At 47.0% G+C, this 18,163-nt stretch carries 14 protein-coding genes; 12 read left to right on the forward strand and 2 right to left on the reverse strand.

The genetic code is table 11. The annotated features are described in order from the left end of the window. The first annotated feature begins 132 nt into the window (after window positions 1-132). The 9 genes from sstT (at window position 133) to K6C05_RS09085 (ending at window position 13,270) form a co-directional block, all read left to right on the forward strand. Window positions 133-1,356, forward strand: coding sequence for a serine/threonine transporter SstT (gene sstT / locus K6C05_RS09045; protein ID WP_296733865.1), 1,224 nt, complete (start codon window positions 133-135; stop codon window positions 1,354-1,356). A 127-nt stretch (window positions 1,357-1,483) separates the two neighbouring features. Beyond that, entirely contained in the window at window positions 1,484-3,496 is a 2,013-nt protein-coding gene (locus K6C05_RS09050) for a HAMP domain-containing sensor histidine kinase (RefSeq protein ID WP_296733867.1), read from the forward strand. A gap of 216 nt (window positions 3,497-3,712) precedes the next feature. Next, complete coding sequence (gene uvrB, locus K6C05_RS09055) at window positions 3,713-5,779, forward strand: excinuclease ABC subunit UvrB (RefSeq protein ID WP_296733870.1); 2,067 nt, start codon at window positions 3,713-3,715, stop codon at window positions 5,777-5,779. A gap of 14 nt (window positions 5,780-5,793) precedes the next feature. Continuing rightward, window positions 5,794-8,625: an excinuclease ABC subunit UvrA gene (gene uvrA, locus K6C05_RS09060; RefSeq protein WP_296733873.1), complete on the forward strand. Its 2,832-nt coding sequence runs from the start codon at window positions 5,794-5,796 to the stop codon at window positions 8,623-8,625. A 157-nt stretch (window positions 8,626-8,782) separates the two neighbouring features. Next, window positions 8,783-9,652, forward strand: a complete 870-nt coding sequence (locus K6C05_RS09065; protein WP_296733877.1) for a PHP domain-containing protein — start codon at window positions 8,783-8,785, stop codon at window positions 9,650-9,652. Window positions 9,653-9,834: 182 nt separating this feature from the next. Further along, entirely contained in the window at window positions 9,835-10,788 is a 954-nt protein-coding gene (locus tag K6C05_RS09070) for a malate dehydrogenase (protein ID WP_296733879.1), read from the forward strand. Between the two features lie 298 nt (window positions 10,789-11,086). Beyond that, on the forward strand, window positions 11,087-11,347 hold the full coding sequence (locus K6C05_RS09075; protein ID WP_296733882.1) for a hypothetical protein: 261 nt from the start codon (window positions 11,087-11,089) through the stop codon (window positions 11,345-11,347). A gap of 4 nt (window positions 11,348-11,351) precedes the next feature. Further along, window positions 11,352-11,840: a tRNA adenosine(34) deaminase TadA gene (gene tadA, locus K6C05_RS09080; protein WP_296733885.1), complete on the forward strand. Its 489-nt coding sequence runs from the start codon at window positions 11,352-11,354 to the stop codon at window positions 11,838-11,840. Between the two features lie 152 nt (window positions 11,841-11,992). Next, window positions 11,993-13,270 (forward strand): dicarboxylate/amino acid:cation symporter, encoded by a 1,278-nt coding sequence (locus tag K6C05_RS09085; RefSeq protein WP_296733888.1) that lies wholly within the window; start codon window positions 11,993-11,995, stop codon window positions 13,268-13,270. Between the two features lie 56 nt (window positions 13,271-13,326). On the opposite strand, the gene K6C05_RS09090 is transcribed toward K6C05_RS09085, so the two are convergent. Beyond that, window positions 13,327-14,031 (reverse strand): tetratricopeptide repeat protein, encoded by a 705-nt coding sequence (locus K6C05_RS09090; RefSeq protein WP_296733891.1) that lies wholly within the window; start codon window positions 14,029-14,031, stop codon window positions 13,327-13,329. Between the two features lie 21 nt (window positions 14,032-14,052). Further along, on the reverse strand, window positions 14,053-15,183 hold the full coding sequence (locus K6C05_RS09095; protein WP_296733892.1) for an HAD family hydrolase: 1,131 nt from the start codon (window positions 15,181-15,183) through the stop codon (window positions 14,053-14,055). Window positions 15,184-15,465: 282 nt separating this feature from the next. Between K6C05_RS09095 and ispE the strand changes: the two genes are divergently transcribed. From ispE to glmU, 3 genes are all read left to right on the forward strand, one after another. Beyond that, on the forward strand, window positions 15,466-16,332 hold the full coding sequence (ispE, locus tag K6C05_RS09100; RefSeq protein ID WP_296733896.1) for a 4-(cytidine 5'-diphospho)-2-C-methyl-D-erythritol kinase: 867 nt from the start codon (window positions 15,466-15,468) through the stop codon (window positions 16,330-16,332). Between the two features lie 2 nt (window positions 16,333-16,334). Further along, window positions 16,335-17,039 (forward strand): GntR family transcriptional regulator, encoded by a 705-nt coding sequence (locus tag K6C05_RS09105; RefSeq protein ID WP_296733897.1) that lies wholly within the window; start codon window positions 16,335-16,337, stop codon window positions 17,037-17,039. Between the two features lie 140 nt (window positions 17,040-17,179). Further along, window positions 17,180-18,163, forward strand: a 984-nt coding sequence (glmU, locus tag K6C05_RS09110; protein ID WP_296733899.1) for a bifunctional UDP-N-acetylglucosamine diphosphorylase/glucosamine-1-phosphate N-acetyltransferase GlmU, incomplete at its 3' end; no start/stop codon positions are given.

An 18,163-nucleotide genomic window follows, 5' to 3' on the forward strand; every position in this document is an offset into this window, starting at 1 on the left:
GGAAGGATTTTTAGTATATATGTCCATATGGGGTGGATTTTTCTTGACATACTGTTGTCACGCCTTTAGAATGTGTAACGAGGCAGTTTTCAGTCTCAAAACTATTATATTAATTTAGTGAGGAGTTTACTTATGAGTGCAACTTTTAGAAAGTGGCAGAGTATCAGTTTGATTCTGCGCATTGTATGCGGTTTGATTCTTGGTGTGATTTTAGCTACCCTGATACCGGATAATGGTGTCATTCCTATATTTGGTAATTTGTTTGTAGGTTTATTGAAGGGTATAGCACCTATCCTTGTATTTGTACTGGTTATCAGTGCGTTGGCCAATGCCAGTGGTGATATCGGTGGCAGATTTAAAAATGTGGTATTCCTGTATGTTTTAGGTACCCTGCTGGCAGCAGCTGCTGCAGTAATGTTCAGCTATGCTATGCCGGTTGGCATGGTGCTTACCGATGCGGCCAATAATACTCCGCCGAATGGTATCGGTGATGTTATAAAGACTATTCTTACCAACATGGTGGCAAATCCTGTATCTGCATTGATGAATGCAAACTATGTGGGCATTCTCTGCTGGGCCATCATTTTTGGCATGGGCTTCAAGCGTCTGGCTTCTGAAGCTACCCGGGGAATAGTTGCAGAAATTGCCGCTGTTGTTTCCAAGGCCGTATCCTGGATTATCCAGCTGGCTCCCTTCGGTATTATGGGTTTGGTTTTCTCCGCTGTTGCCGAGAGTGGTATAGCAATATTCGTTGACTATGGATTGCTCCTGGTAGTCCTGGTAGGAACCATGTTTACCATGGCCCTGATTGTCAATCCGTTGCTTGTTTTCCTGTTTTTGAAGCGCAATCCATATCCATTGGTTTTGCAGTGCCTGCGTGAATCCGGTGTGACTGCCTTTTTTACCCGCAGCTCTGCAGCCAACATTCCTGTAAACATGGAATTATGCAAAAAGCTGGGTTTGGATGAGGATTTCTATTCCGTGTCTGTTCCTTTGGGAGCAACTATAAATATGGAGGGTGCTGCGATCACCATCACGGTCATGACCATGGCTGTTGCTTATACCCTTGGTATCCAGGTTGACATTCCGACTGCCATTGTGCTTTCTGTGTTGGCAACTGTTGGTGCCTGTGGTACTTCCGGTGTGGCAGGTGGTTCCCTGCTGCTGATTCCAATGGCATGCTCCCTGTTCGGTATTTCCAACGATATTGCCATGCAGGCTGTTGGTGTTGGATTTATCATCGGTGTAATTCAGGATTCCTGCGAGACAGCCCTGAACTCATCCACTGACGCTCTGTTTGCAGCTACTGCAGAATTCAGCGAGCGCCTGGCAAAGGGTGAAGAAGTTAATATCTGATAAAAATACACCTAAAAAAGAGGATTTTCTATCATAATGGTAGAAAATCCTCTTTAATTTTAGTGAGAATATCGAAAAAATTCAGAGTCATAAATATTGGTTTTATTTTATGATGGGAGCGCTGAAGATGAAAGATGAAGGAATAGACAGGGCCAGGGCCGTATCAGAAATTCAATCAGCCTGGCTTGACCGTATAAGCTGTTTTAAAAATCCCCATGATGCCGTGATTTTTGCCGGAGAGGATGCTGCGGCCGACTTTTTGTTCAATCATCATATGGGGGCAGCGTTTTATTTCACCTATGTAGCCGGTATTTTGAGACTTGTAAAGTCAAATAAAGCCTTTGAACAGGAAATCAGTCCGGAAATATCCCTGGATGGCGTCGGAACAGAAGGGGCATGGCAATTTTCTGATGAGCAGGCAAAAAAGAGCTTTGAAGCTCTCCTTGCCAAAGCCACAGAGGATGTCCTTCCTTCAGGTGTGGGAATTTGGTTCAGACTGTTTTCCCAGTGCTGTGGCTTTCAGGAGTGCTGTATTTCCTTTAAGGTATCCCTGGCAGCCCGATATGAGGGGGAAATCCTTTATTATGCCCTGGTGGAGAACGATACGGACATCAGACATTCCATAAGAAATATTTCCGACAGTGAAAGCAAATTTAGGGCAGCAGCCGAGCAGGCCAATATCTATGCCTGGGAATATGATGTTGCCACCAGGGAAATGAGACCGTGCTCCCGATGTATGAGGGATTTGGGACTGCCACCGGTCCTGGAGAATTATCCTGAGCCAGTGATAGCATCCGGGCTGTTTCCACCGGATTATGCAGATATGTATCGCCATTGGCATACCCGTGTTGAGCAGGGAGAGGCCCAGATACAGGCCGTTATTCCCCTGACACCTGAGAGGATTCCCTTTCATGTGCGTTACACAACTGAATTTGACAAGCAGGGAAGACCGGTGAAGGCCTATGGTTCGGCAACACTGGCGGTGGATAATGAAAGAGAGGTCCAGCTGAAGGAAATCATAGATTCCCTGACGATGAAATATTCCACTGTAATGCGGATAGATTTAACCAGTGGGCAGACAGAGGTAATGAACATCGGGGAAGAATCCATCGCCCAGATTCAGGCCTATTATTATGATGATCAGAAGTTTTCCTTCGATGAATTCGTGAAAAAATATATTTCTGAATATGTTCAGGAGGATGACAGGGAGGATATGCAGCGTGTTCTGAACCTGGAGGCCATGCGTAAAAGCCTGGTGTCCGTGCAAAACTTTTCTCATACCTACAGGGTATGCAGAAAGGGCAAGACCTGGTTTATGCAGGTGCGAATATTCCGTCTGGCGGATAAAAACAGCGTGATTTTAGCCGTACAGAATGTGGATGAGATGATGAAGCTGCAGATAAAATCTGAAGACAAGCTGAAGCTGGCCCTAAAGGGTATTCAGGATGAGGTGGATATCAGCAATGCCCTGATAAACAACATGGCTGACAATGAAGCCGATATCACGAATATCGTTATGCACATAGTCAATGACTGCAAGGACCTGGGCCCGGATGCCATAAAACGCATTAAGATCAATATGGAGCTGCTGCAGGATCTGGCCTTGGATATACAGACTGTCAGCAGACTGAAGCAGGATACCAAGGAAAAGATAAAGCGTAGCTTTGACCTCAGGGAATTATTCAGGAGCGTGGACAGCTTTGCAAAATCCCTGGCAGGGATCAAGGAGATTGAGTATTCAACGGAAACCGACCTTGCAAGAGTGCAGGGCATGGAGGTATACGGGAACATCCTGTTCGTGAAGAGAATACTGTTTAATGTGGTGCACAATGCCCTCAAATACAGTAAGGGCGGCAGTGAGATTCACTGTCTGGTGGAGGCCAAGGCCCATGGTGGCAGGATGACCTGTAAGTTTAAGATTTCTGATGAGGGCATAGGTATTTCACCGGAGTTTCAGCCTAAAATGTTTGAGCCATTTACCCAGGAAGGCCGGCAGGTGGACCCATGGGCCAATGGACAGGGGCTGGGACTGTATGTGGCCAAGCAGCTGCTGGAGAAGATAGGTGGCAGCATTGCAATATACAGTGCAGTGGATTTGGGGACCATTGTTACGGTAAATATGTCCTTTGACCTTGTGTGAATTCCATAAAATGAGTTTTATTCAGTGGGAGTATAGTGCTTCCACTGAATTTTATTCAAATTTCAGCTGTTGTTTTACAGGTGTCCGTCCCTGTCTGTAGACAGGGTGAGGCACCCATTATTTTTGGCAAAAGTTTTTTCTTTTTTTAGAGCAAAATATGATTAATTGCGTTATAATACAGATAATATGTTCGGTCATATGATTTGGAGGCAGCAAATGAATAAAACCCCAAAATTAAACAATATTGAATTTCAGGATAGCCAGCCCTTCCGTGTAGAAGCTCCCTATGAGCCTATGGGTGATCAGCCACAGGCCGTTTTTGACCTGGCAGCAGGTATAGAAAACGGGCAGCGGGCACAGGTGCTTTTGGGAGCAACAGGTACAGGCAAGACATTTACTGTAGCCAAGCTGATTGAAAAGGTTCAGAAGCCTACCTTGGTGATAGCCCATAATAAGACCCTGGCAGCACAGCTGGCCAGCGAATTCAAGGCTTTTTTCCCGGATAATTATGTGGGATATTTTGTATCATATTATGATTATTATCAGCCGGAAGCCTATATTGCTTCCACTGATACCTATATAGAAAAAGACGCATCCATCAATGATGAAATCGATGAACTGCGGCATTCAGCTACCTGCTCCCTGTTCGAACGCAGGGATGTTATTATTGTGGCCAGCGTTTCGTGCATATACGGCCTGGGTTCCCCGGAGAGCTATCATGAAATGGTGCTTTCCCTTCACAAGGGGCAGGAAATCGAGAGAAATGCTATTTTGAGACGCCTGATTACCATGCAGTATGACAGAAATGATGTGGTGCTGGAAAGAGGGCATTTTCGCGTTCGGGGAGATGTGGTGGAGGTTTTCCCTGCGGGATATAACAACCGGGCGGTCAGAATAGAAATGTTCGGGGATGAAATTGACAGGATAGTTGAGTTTGATGTACTCACCGGTGAAATTTTTGGCGAGCGCATTCATTCAATGGTCTTTCCGGCGTCTCATTATGTAACGCCGCAGGAGGACCTGGATATAGCTATGAATACCATAAGGGACGAGCTGGTGCAGCAGGTGGACTTTTTCAAGGCTCAGGGCAAGCTGATTGAAGCCCAGCGGATTGAACAGAGGACCAATTATGATCTGGAAATGATACAGGAAATGGGCTATTGCTCAGGGATAGAGAATTATTCCAGACACCTTACCCAGCGGGCTCCCGGGGAGGCTCCATATACCCTCCTTGATTATTTCCCGGAGGATTTCCTCATGGTGGTGGATGAGTCTCATGTTACCCTGCCACAGCTTCGTGCCATGTATGCAGGGGACAGGTCCAGGAAGGAATCCCTGGTGGACAACGGCTTTAGACTTCCATCGGCCTTTGACAACAGACCGTTGAAGTTTGAGGAATTTGAAAGCAGGATCAACCAGATAGTATTTGTATCGGCAACACCTGCCAAATATGAATTAAGCATGGCCCAGCAGGTGGTACAGCAGATTATACGCCCTACAGGACTTCTTGATCCTGAGGTGGAGGTGCGTCCGTTGGATGGGCAGATAGACGACCTGCTCAGTGAAATCTCCCTGCGGGCATCCAAGGGGCAGCGTGTCCTGGTGACCACCCTGACCAAAAAGATGGCGGAGAATCTCACGGATTATCTGAAGGAGTCAGGAATAAAGGTAAGATATCTTCATTCTGACATTGCTACCTTTGAACGGGCCGAAATCATCCGTGACCTGCGTGCCGGCGTTTTTGATGTGCTGGTGGGCATCAACCTGCTCCGTGAAGGCCTTGATATGCCTGAGGTTTCCCTGGTGGCAATACTGGATGCAGATAAGGAAGGCTTCCTGCGGTCTGATACATCCCTGATTCAGACCATAGGCCGTGCCGCCAGAAATGCCGAGGGCCGTGTCATTATGTATGCAGATACCGTAACGGACTCCATGAAGCGGGCTATTGATGAAACGGGGCGACGCCGCCAGATACAGGATGAATACAATCAGGAACACGGGATAATACCACAGACGATTATCAAGCCGGTAAAGGACCTGATAGAAACTACCCTGGTGGCAGAGGAGGGTGCTGCATATACACCTGACCGGAAAAATCTGCAGCGCCCTGGCAAAAAGCTGACGAAAAAGGAATCAGAGGCATTGCTGAAGGCTCTGCGCAAGGAGATGCAGAATGCTTCCCGAGCCCTGGAATTTGAAAGGGCGGCGGAGCTCAGGGATATGATATTCGAGCTGGAGGATTCCCTGAAAGCAAAAAGCAGCAGGCAAAAATCAGGTGTTTGATTGGAGAATAATGAATGGAAAAATATATTCGTGTAAAAGGTGCCAGACAGCATAATCTGAAAAATATAGATGTGAATATTCCCCGGGACAAAATGGTGGTTCTGACAGGGCTCAGTGGCTCCGGGAAATCATCCCTGGCCTTTGATACCATATATGCAGAAGGCCAAAGAAGATATGTGGAGTCCCTGTCCTCCTATGCCAGAATGTTCTTGGGTCAGATGGATAAACCGGATGTGGATTATATTGAAGGCCTGTCTCCGGCGATTTCCATCGACCAGAAGACTACCAGCCGCAATCCCCGTTCCACGGTGGGGACCGTTACGGAAATTTACGATTATATGCGCCTGCTGTTTGCCAGGGCAGGCAGACCACATTGCCCAAAATGTGGAAAGCCAGTAAACCAGCAATCAATAGACCAGATGCTGGATCAGCTGCTGCAGCTGCCTGAACGCACCAAGCTGCTTATAATTGCCCAGGTTGTACGGGGCAAGAAGGGGGAGCATCGCAAGCTGTTGGAGCATATCCGCAGAGAGGGCTACATCCGCCTCAGAATAGATGGGGAGATAATGGATGCCAATGAAGAAATCAATCTTGAGAAAAATAAAAAGCATACCATAGAAGTAGTGGTGGACAGGATCATTATCCGGGAGGAAATAAGGTCCCGACTGGCCGAATCCCTGGAGGCTGCCCTGAAGCTGGGTGAAGGTGTTGCCTATGTTCAGGTGGTTGATGGCGAAATGATGATGTTCAGTCAGAATTTTGCCTGCATAGACTGTGGAATCAGCCTGCCTGAGATAGCGCCGAGAATGTTCTCCTTTAATAATCCCTTTGGAGCGTGTCCGGCCTGCAGCGGATTGGGGAGTCACAGCGAATTTGACGTTGACCTGGTGATGCCGGATAAATCCCTCAGTCTTGCCGAGGGCCTGGTGACACCTTTAAGCAGCAATCCAAAATCATATGCCATGTGCCAGATGGCGGCCATTGCAGAGGCTTACGGGTGCAGCATTGATACCCCCTGGGAACAGATGCCTCCCAAGGCACAGGATGAGCTTATAAACGGTACCGGGGACAAAAAATACAGCTTTGGCTATGAAAATATGTTTGGTGTATATAAGATTCATACCGGACCCTTTGAAGGAATAATGCCACTGCTGGAAAGGCGTTATAGAGAGTCTGATTCTGATGCAATGCGGGAAGACCTGGAAAATTACATGAGCATCAGCTGCTGTCCTGTCTGCAAGGGAGCACGGCTTAAGCCTGAGGCCCTGGCAGTGACTATTGGGGATAAAAACATTCATCAGGTGACTGAAATGACAGTACGGGACTGTGAGACATTTTTTTCGGAGCTGGAGCTCAGTCCCAGGGAACAAAAAATTGCGGCACAGATCCTAAAGGAAATTCATGCAAGGCTTGGATTCCTGAATACCGTAGGCCTGGATTATCTGACTCTGTCCAGGGCGGCAGGGACACTGTCCGGCGGGGAAGCCCAGCGAATAAGGCTGGCAACCCAGATAGGCTCAGGACTGGTGGGTGTGCTGTATATTCTTGACGAACCGAGTATTGGTCTTCATCAAAGGGATAATGCCCGCCTGCTTACAGCCCTGAAAAGCCTGCGTGATTTAGGCAATACCCTGCTGGTAGTGGAGCATGATGAGGATACGATGCTGGAGGCAGACCATATTATAGATATCGGGCCTGGTGCCGGTACGGAAGGAGGCCATGTTGTAGCCCAGGGAACAGCCAAGGAAATAATGAAGGTGAAGGAATCTATCACCGGCCAATATCTCAGCCGTAAAAAATTCATTCCTGTTCCCAAGGAGCGCAGGACTGGAAACGGCCTTTTCCTGGAGGTAACCGGGGCCAGCGAAAACAACCTGAAAAATCTTTCAGTGACCTTCCCCCTGGGGACACTCACTGTGGTCACAGGGGTGTCAGGCTCCGGAAAAAGTACTCTTATCAATGAGATACTGTATAAAGGAATAGCCTCCAAGCTATACCGGACCAAGGGCAAGCCTGGACGCTTTAAGTCCATAAAGGGACTGAAGAATATTGACAAGATAATCAATATTGACCAGTCACCTATCGGACGGACACCAAGATCCAATCCGGCTACCTATACAGGCGTATTTGACCTTATCCGCACCCTGTTCAGTCAGACGGCGGAAGCCAAGCTGAGAGGCTATAAGCCGGGCAGGTTCAGCTTCAATGTAAAGGGTGGCCGCTGTGAGTCATGTAAGGGTGACGGTATAATAAAAATAGAGATGCACTTTCTGCCGGATGTTTATGTTCCCTGTGAGGTCTGCAAGGGAGCCAGATATAATACTGAAACACTGGAGGTCAAATACAAGGGCAAATCGATAGCTGATGTTCTGGACATGATTATTGACGAAGCAGTGGATTTCTTTAAGAATGTCCCAAGGATAGCCAATAAGCTCCAGGTCCTCAAGGACGTAGGCCTGGGCTATGTCAAGCTGGGACAGGCAGCCACCACATTGTCAGGTGGTGAGGCACAGCGGGTAAAGCTGGCGACAGAGTTGTCCCGACGCTCCACCGGCAAGACGCTGTATATTCTGGACGAGCCTACTACAGGGCTGCATACGGAGGATATCAACAAGCTTCTGGGCATATTGCAGCGGCTGGTGGATGCCGGGGATACAGTGGTGGTTATCGAGCATAACCTGGATGTAATCAAAACCGCTGACCATATCATAGATCTTGGCCCTGAGGGCGGAGACAAGGGCGGCACCATTGTGGCCCAGGGAACCCCTGAGGAAGTGGTAAAGGTCAGGAAGTCATATACCGGGCAGTTTTTAAAACCGTTACTGAAGCAGAAAAAGAAATCGTGAGACATTATAACGCCATTGTTCAATTTTTTCTTTTAAAAAGAAAAATCTTCCAATTAGCGTTTCAACGAGGTGGGAGATATGCTCACCACCTGTTAAAGCTTGTCCCCCCCACCTATAGAGGAAGGGGACATCTTACACCGAGTTATATTTTTGAGGAATGGTAAAGATGATAGACTTACATGTTCATTCCACCGTTTCAGATGGAAGCTATACACCAAGGGAGATAATACAGCTGGCAAAATCCCGGGGCCTTGAAGCCCTGGCGCTGACTGATCATGAAACCACTGCCGGGACCCGGGAAGCTGCCGATGAGGCAAAAAAGCTGGGGATTAAGTTCCTGAATGGCATGGAAATGACCGTCGCCTACAGGGATCACAAGCTGCATATTGTGTGCCTTGGGTTTGACATGAATAATCAGGGTTTTTTGGATATGTATGAAGGAATTCGCCATAACAAGGAACGGGATATGGATAAGGTTGTGGAATGCATCCGGCAAAAGGGACTTGACCTTACCATGGATAAGGTCAGAAAACACATAGGCGTTCATTTTGACCGTTATGCTGTAATGCGTGCCCTGGTGGACCTGAAACTTCCCTGCCCGGTGCAGAAGCTGTGGGATGAATACCTGAATCCTGCACTGAAGGAGCTTAATGTGTTTGGTGATATTCCTGCCCGGGAGGCCCTGCCGGTTATCAGGGCTGCAGGAGGGGTGACCTCACTGGCCCATTACCACAAGAAGATCGGTATGCTGGGCTGGACCCGGGAGGAGCAGGAAAGTGCCCTGTGTGAACTCATGGAGTTCGGACTGGATGGCATGGAAAGGTATTATCCTAATTACGCTCCTGATGACGAGGAATTTGCTGCCCATATGATTGAAAAGTATCATATGCTGCCCACCGGTGGCACGGATTTTCATGGTGCAAACCGCAAGGGCGTAGAGTTGGGCACAGGGATAAATGGTAATATGAATGTGCCCTATGAATTTTATGAAAAGATAATGGCCCGTATAGGTCGGCCTGTGGCTTGAGATGGTATAAATACATAACAGATGGCATGTTCAATTTCCTTCATTATGTGAAGAAGATATAAGTCGGTAAATGCCCTATTTCATTGCTTATTGAGTCAATATTTGGTATAATATTATCGGTTTAAGGTTCAAGTTGTGTGGTAAACGCAGCTTGTCATAAATAAAAGGAGGAATGTTTAATTATGAAGGTTACAGTTGTAGGTGCAGGTAATGTAGGCGCAACAGCAGCAAATGTTATTGCTAGCGCTGGCTATGCAAGTGAAGTAGTTCTTCTTGATATCAAAGAGGGTGTATCTGAAGGTAAGGCAATGGATATGATGCAGACCTCCCAGATTCTCAATTTCAATACTACTATTACCGGTGTTACCAATGATTATTCTGCTACTGCAGGATCAAAGGTTGTTGTTATCACCTCCGGTATTCCTCGCAAGCCAGGCATGAGCCGTGAGGATCTCATCGGTGTTAATGCAGGTATTGTAGGCAGCGTTATTGAGCAGGCTGTTAAGTATTCTCCGGATGCAATTTTCATTGTTATTTCCAACCCAATGGATGCAATGACTTATTTGGCACTGAAGAACTCCGGACTGCCTAAGAACAAGGTAATCGGTATGGGCGGTATGCTCGACAGCTCCCGTTTCCGTTATTTCCTGTCCTGCGCACTGAAGAAGAAGGGTTATCCTGCAACTCCTACTGATATTGAAGGCATGGTAATCGGTGGCCATAGTGACAAGACCATGGTTCCACTCGGATCTATTGCTACTTATAAGGGTATTCCTGTTACCCATTTCCTCAGCGATGCTGAGCTCGAGGATGCAATCGCTCAGACTAAGGTTGGCGGTGCTACTCTTACCGGTCTGCTGGGTACTTCTGCTTGGTATGCACCAGGTGCTGCAGCTGGCGAGCTGGTTAAGTCCATCATCACTGATGGCAAGAAGCTCATCCCTTGCTGTGTATACCTTGAGGGCGAGTATGGTGAGAATGACCTCTGCATCGGTGTTCCGGTAATCCTGGGCGAAAATGGTATCGAGAAGATTGTTGAGCTGAAGCTGGAAGGCAAGGAGAAGGATCGCTTTGCTGAGTCCGTACAGGCAGCACGCAACACTCAGAACAATCTGGGAGATGCACTGAAGAAGTAATTTCTTCAATGAACTGAACAAAAATTAATCAAAGCTGTGACAGGCCCCTTGGTCTGCCACAGCTTTTTATTTTTTTAAATTATGTTCACAAATTTTATTTTTGTGCAGGAAAATTAATAATGAATCATGAATATATATAACAAGAAAAATAATTTTTGTTTGTGATTATGTATACATAAAAAATTTTTAACATTAGTTTAATTAAAGGTATTATAATCACGATATATGTGGTAAGAAGGATATTAAATTTTTTGGAGGTATTGAAATGTTGTAGCTGTTTTGGATAGAGGTGATCATCATGTTGGAGAAGGTAGCAAGAGTAGCCAGAGTTAAAGGTGTTGACTGTGATGTTAACAGTCCTTTCCTGCGGAAAAATAGCAGTGATGATCAGTACAACGGTAAATCTCCATTCCATAGGATGTTGGTTGAAAAGATGAAGGAACAGGAGGGTGAGGTTAAGATTCAGGACGCTTATGTGCTGGATTGCCAGAAGGTTACCCATTCACTGTTCTATCAAAACGGTGTTGACTTGAATTTTTTTGGTGGAGGCATGGGTTGAGCTTATGATATTAAATGATGAACATTTTATGCGTCTTGCCCTGGCAGAGGCCGCAAAGGCCTATGAGCTGGGTGAGGTTCCGATAGGTGCCGTCCTCGTAGAGAATGAGGGCGGCACTGTTGTTTCTGCAGGGCATAATTTGCGTGAGCTGGCCAGGGATGCAACAGCCCATGCAGAAATAGAAGCCATCAGGCAGGCCAATCAAAAGCTGGGAAGATGGCGGCTCAGCGGGACTACCCTCTATGTTACCATTGAGCCATGCCCCATGTGTGCCGGGGCAATAGTCAACAGCCGTATTGACCGGGTGGTATATGGAGGAGCAGATATCAAGGCTGGGGCGGTTCATTCCATATTCAATGTGCTGACCAATCAGCGGTTGAACCATCAGGTAGAAGTTACAGCTGGTGTTCTGGAGGATGAATGCACGGAACTGATGAAAAGCTTCTTCAGGATGCGTCGGAAAGAAAATAAATTGAAAAAAAACACCAAATAATCAAATGCCACAGGCTGATGATTATTTGGTGTTTTTTTGTTGCTAATCCTTGACAATGCTATATTGTAAGAATAATATTATGAGCATATCAAGGAGTTATTTTTTTAGGTTATTGTATTTATTATGCTGTGTATTGAAAGAGGGGAAGAGAAATGTCATCAGAAAATGATGTTAAGCAAAGAGCTGAAAATGCCATGCGGCAGACTGACCGCAAGGGACAGATCAAGCAGATGGTTTTATGGTTTGCCGCATTGTTTGTGGGCGGGGTTCTGGGCTGGTTGAACATCCATTGGTTAAATGAGCTGTTCAACTTCGTTGCCACTGTCTTTACCAGACTGTTCCAGTTTGTGGCCGTGCCTACCATTGCCCTGGCAGTAATTACCACTCTGGCCTCATTGGGGGCAAAGAAGGAAACCGGGCGGATATTTGGTCATGCAGTTGTATATACCCTGTTGACTACCTTTGCTGCAGCCACTGTTGGACTGGTGCTCTATATAGGTATTGCACCGGAGAATCTCCCAGGCGATATCATAGGTGCAGGGATGGCCGATGTGCCGCAGAAGTTGAACAAATTATCTTATTACGATCATTTTTTGTCAGTGATACCGAATAATATTTTGCAGCCATTTATAGCCGGCAATGTGTTATCAGTGCTTCTGATTGCCTTTGCTGCAGGCCTGGGCCTGGCATTCATGCCAAAGACTGAGAATGGCCAGATGCTCCTCAAGGTGATTCATGGACTGCAGGAATTGCTGTTTACATTGATTAAGGGAATTGTCTGGGCATTACCTGTAGGCATACTGGCCTTTGCCGGACAGCTTTCCGCCCAGATTGAGGCCGGTGTAATCGTTGGCTCCCTGGGCAAATATGTGGCTGTTGTCCTTGGGGGCAATACCATCCAGTTCTTTGTGGTATTACCACTGTTCCTGATGCTAAGGGGATTAAATCCTGTGCATGTATTCAAGAAGATGGCACCGGCCGTTGCTGTTGCCCTGTTTACCAAGAGCTCGGCTGCGACCTTGCCGGTAACCATGGCATCTGCTGAGGACAACCTCAAGGTGAATAACAAGGTATCCCGCTTCGTACTGCCTATATGTACCACCATTAACATGAATGGCTGTGCTGCCTTTATATTGGTCACATCACTTTTTGTCATGCAGAATGCAGGCTTTGAGATGACCATGGGCACCATGATTACCTGGCTTTTTGTGGCTGTCTTTGCTGCAGTGGGCAATGCCGGGGTGCCAATGGGATGTTATTTCCTTACCCTGTCCCTTATGTCATCCATGGGGGCCCCATTGGGGATTATGGGCGTTATTTTGCCGATTTATACAATAATTGACATGATTGAGACAGCAGAAAATGTCTGGTCAGATTCCTGTGTATGTGCCATGACAGATAATGACCTGAAGGGGACCCTGGAGGAATAAGCCCCTGAAAATGAAGACAATCGAAAACGCCGGCTTTGCGCCGGCGTTTTTTGCTGTTAAATATCCCAATGCAGGTTGTCAGGATTTGGTGTTGCCTTGTCAATCTCGGCCAAAATCCAGGAGATGTTTTCGTGTTCAGCGGCAAAGGCCTTATCCAGGCGTTCCTTGTCACGGCTTTTCAGCTCCATGTATTTTAAGGCCATGTGCATATAATCCTTGGCAATGAGAGGAACACCCTTCTCGGCTGCCAGTTGGGCTTTAAATCTGTATCCGTAATAAAGATAGCTGTTATGATCTATCGGAATGTCCTTATATACCTCTATGCGCTCATCCACCTCGGCCTGGGCTTCATCCGTCTGCTCCATGCGGTGAAGCAGGTTCCAGCGTTCAGCCCATAACTCTCCACGGAGGATGTACTTATACAGGAAATCATAGGATTCAGCAGTTTCGATGGCAATATTGATATGGGCAAGGGCGTTTTCATAATCCTCCTCGTCCTTTTCCAGCTGGCTGAGATGCTGCATGGCATAGACCTTTTCTTCTATGTCCTCACTGCTTTCCTCATCCGGTTCTATATCAATAACTGACAGGAACAGCTCCTTTGCCTTGTTGATACGGTTGAGCTCAGGCATGGCCAGGAAATGAGCCAGCCGGGCGCGGCAGTGCCAGTCCTCGTATCCCTTGGCAAAGAGGTCCTTTGGCGGATTGGCCTTTATGGCCAATACCATATCCACTAAAACAGAAAATTCTTCCTTGTCCATTAGAATTAGTCTCCTTTGTGATTAATATTTAAAGGTAATCTGGTTGGCAAGTGTGGCAATGATGGCAAGTGCTCCAATCAGAATCGGGAGTATCGGGGCAAAGAAAGGCATTGCCTCCAGTGAAACCAGATAACTGGTGATGGCCCCAAGAATAAGATTGAACAGCACCATGATAATCAGTCCCTTGTTTCGCTTGCCATGGGTATACCTGGCGATGTCTACAGCCAGCAGCACATTGCCAAAATCAACACTGTCAATATGAACATCACTTTTTTCCTTTATGGCATCTTCGCTGACGCTCAGGGAAAAGCTGATATCTGCACATTGGGCCAGTACATTTGAATTTTTGGTGGTTGCAATTGCCCCTACCAGCGAATCACTGGTTTTTAGCACGATAAATTCCTTGGCTTTTTCCATGGGGCTTAGATCTGCCTTAATGATCGGGATGTTGGTCTGACGACCAATATTTCTGGCGGTGCTTCCTGCAGTGCTGGTCATTATGGTAGTGGATATGCCATACTCTTCAAGGGTGTTTACGGCACCCTGTACCGTAGGCCGTATCTGATCGGTGAATACGATGAAGCCACGGCATACACTCCCCATGCTTACAAAGGAAATAATGTTGCCCTTCCCCGCCAGCTGATCAGCCCGTGTGAGTATCTCCGCCGGAATTTTTACATCGTGATTTTGTAGAAAGGCTGCTGTACCAACCCGTATTTCCTGATGATTGATGAGGGCCTCCACGCCCTCCCCAGGGATGGAATTTATGGCAGCAGATTTAAATAATGACAGCTTTTTTTCGTCAGCCCATTCCATGATGGCCTCGGCCAATGGATGCCTTATACCGTCTTCGGCTGAGGCGGCAAAGGTCATGAGCTTTGAAGGAGCTATACCTGCCGGGACAATATCGGTAACGATTGGAATGCCCTTGGTTACCGATCCGGATATACTGACCACCAGCTGTCCCATGAGTCTAAGCAATGGCAATATGTGACGGCTTTTGGGATGTACCCTGAATTTCCGCATGGTCCGCATGCCCTGCCACGGCAATACAAACTTTATGAGGAGAAGCCCGCTGAGATTAACTATGATGAAAATAGCGGCTATCAGTCCATAAAGCATAAGCCTGTTTTCAATTAGTAAATTATACATATATTCACCAGCTTCCTACCCAACTATTATCAAGGGATAAAAAGTAAAAGTCAATACATCTAAAAGTCCTGTTAATCTATTTTTGCACAAATAAAAAAATTCAATGTTGATTTATGAAGCATCGGGGGTGTCATAGCATGTCATGATTGGGATTGGGACACAGGTAATCCGTAGTATTTATCAAAGGAATTTTTTGTTCCTTTATTTACCTTGAAGAAACATTTAAAAATTGATAAAATCTAACGGGTGATTATTTAGTTTAATTTGAAGGAGTCGGAAATTGTGATTTCCATTGAAGCCAATGCAAAAATAAATTTAACACTGGATATACTGGGCAAGCGAAATGATGGATACCATGAAGTGTCCATGGTTATGCAGGAAATCAGCCTCCATGACACTTTGAAGCTGGAAGTGGCAGAGGAAGGCATATGCCTGGAAATAAGTGACCCACAGCTGCCGGCAGACAATTCAAATCTGTGCTATAAGGCGGCTGAGCTGATAATGTCCGAATGTGGGCTGTCTTCAGGAGTCAAAATCAAACTGGAAAAGCGTATTCCCATGGCGGCAGGCTTGGCTGGCGGTTCAGCAGATGCCGCTGCAGTTCTCAGGGGAATGAATCAACTGTTCAGCCTTGATCTGGACGAAGGGGAATTGTGCCGTCTTGGAGCCAAACTGGGTTCAGACATTCCCTTCTGCATAATGGGGGGAACCATGCTGGCCACCGGCAGGGGAGAAGTACTTCAACGCCTGCCGGCTGTACCTGAGCTTGATATAGTCCTGGCCAAGCCAAAGGTGGGGGTGTCCACGGCCTGGGCCTATAAAACCTATGATGCAGGCTATGAAGGTCCTCACCCTGACAACAAAGCCATGATTCAGGCCATACAGTCAGGGGATGTATTATATATAAGTAAATTGTTGTGCAATGTGCTGGAAAGTGTTACCATAAATGAGCATGCCATTATAAATGAGTATAAAGCTGTCATGAAAGAAAATGGTGCCCTGGCTGCCATGATGTCAGGCAGTGGCCCGACAGTATTTGGTATCGCACCTGATGAAAAAGCCGCATGGCATATAGCTGATGCCATCAGGTCGATAGATGGTGAGGCAGCTGTTTATACAGCAAAAACTGTTTGCAGGAATAGAGGTTAATTATGGAAAGAAAATTATCACCTATTAAATTAGATAGTTATCAGCCCCTTCGGGAAGTGGTTTGTGAAACCCTTCGGGATGCCATCCGTAAGGGAACCCTTAAGCCTGGCGAACGACTCATGGAAATTCAGCTGGCAGAGGAGCTGGGGGTCAGCCGCACCCCTGTCAGGGAGGCTATACGCAAGCTGGAGCTGGAAGGCTATGTTATTATGATGCCACGCCGTGGTACATATGTGGCCAACCTGTCCATCAGGGATGTAAATGAAGTGTTTGAAATCAGGACATCATTGGATTCCTTGGCCAGTGGCCTGGCAGCTGAGCGGATTACCGATGAGGAGCTGGAAAGACTGCAGCGCTTATTGGTGGCAATTGGCGGATACATTGAAGCCAATGATATGGAAAAAATTGTTGAGACAGATACAGAATTTCATGACCTGTTGTATCAGGCAAGCAGAAATTCACGCCTGGTGGGGATTATCTTCAATCTCAGGGAACAGCTCACCAGATTCCGTGCCACTTCCATGGCTTTCCCGGGGCGCCTGAAGGCAACCCTGGAGGAGCACCGCAGAATAGTAGAGGCTATTGCCCAGGGAGATGTTGCTGAGGCTCAGGCTGCGGCAGAATATCACATGGAAAAATCGGAACAGACCTTGCTTCAGAGCATGGAGCAGTTGAAGAAGAAACAGGAAAAAGGGAAAAAATCCTGATTTTTGTTAAATGCTGTGGCGGAGGTAAATTTAGCCCCATAGCGTACTGATACAGCCATAGTGGGCTGGATATATTCTATTGGTATTCAGCAGGATAATATCACTGCTGAATGATTTTCATTTTATTGGAGGCAGATTTAATGCTGGATTTAGTTACAGTAATATTAGCAGCAGGTAAGGGAACCAGAATGAAGTCAAAGCTGCCAAAGGTGCTGCACAAGGTAGCAGGGAAATCCATGCTGCAGCATGTGTTGGATGCGGCCGTTGGGGCAGGCTCCAGACGCAATGTGGTAGTTGTGGGCTTTGGCGGAGAGAAGGTACAGGAAGCCATAGGCGATCAGGCTGAATTCGTAGTTCAGAGTGAGCAGCTGGGAACAGGCCATGCTGTAAAGCAGGCAGCACCGTTGCTGGCTCAGGAAAATGGCACAGTCATGGTATTGTGTGGCGATACCCCATTGGTGACCGCTGACCTTATCCGTAAGCTGTATGATGGCCATAAGGCCGCAGGCGCCAAGGCTACCGTACTCACTGCAATAATGCCGGATGCTACAGGCTATGGCCGTATTATCCGTACCCCGGAAGGGGATGTGGCCAGAATCGTCGAGCAGAAAGATGCCACCGAGGAAGAGCGAAAAGTTCAGGAAGTTAATTCAGGCATATATTGCTTTGAATGCAAGGACCTTTTTGCTGCCCTGGAAAAAGTTGGCTGCGATAATGCACAGGGGGAATATTATCTTCCGGATGTGCTGGGAATCCTCAGGGAGCAGGGTGAAAAAATCTGGGCCGTGGCTGCCGATGATTTTGAATCAACCTTGGGAATTAATTCCAGACTGCAGCTGTCCGGTGCAGAGAAAATTCTCCGTCGACGCAAGAATATAGAGCTGATGGATAACGGCGTTACCATAATGGACCCTGACAGCACCTTCATTGATGCTGAGGTCCAGGTGGGGGCGGATACTGTAATCTATCCATTCACCTGGCTTGAGGGGAAGACAGTGGTTGGTACGGACTGTGAGATAGGGCCGAATTGCCGCTTCAGTGATACCAACATTGGCAATGGAGTGAAGGCACAATTTACCTATGGACATGAATGCACAGTTGAGGATGGTGCTGATATGGGTCCA

Origin of the sequence: Anaerovibrio sp. (assembly GCF_024697385.1) — a bacterium.
GTDB lineage: Bacteria > Bacillota > Negativicutes > Selenomonadales > Selenomonadaceae > Anaerovibrio.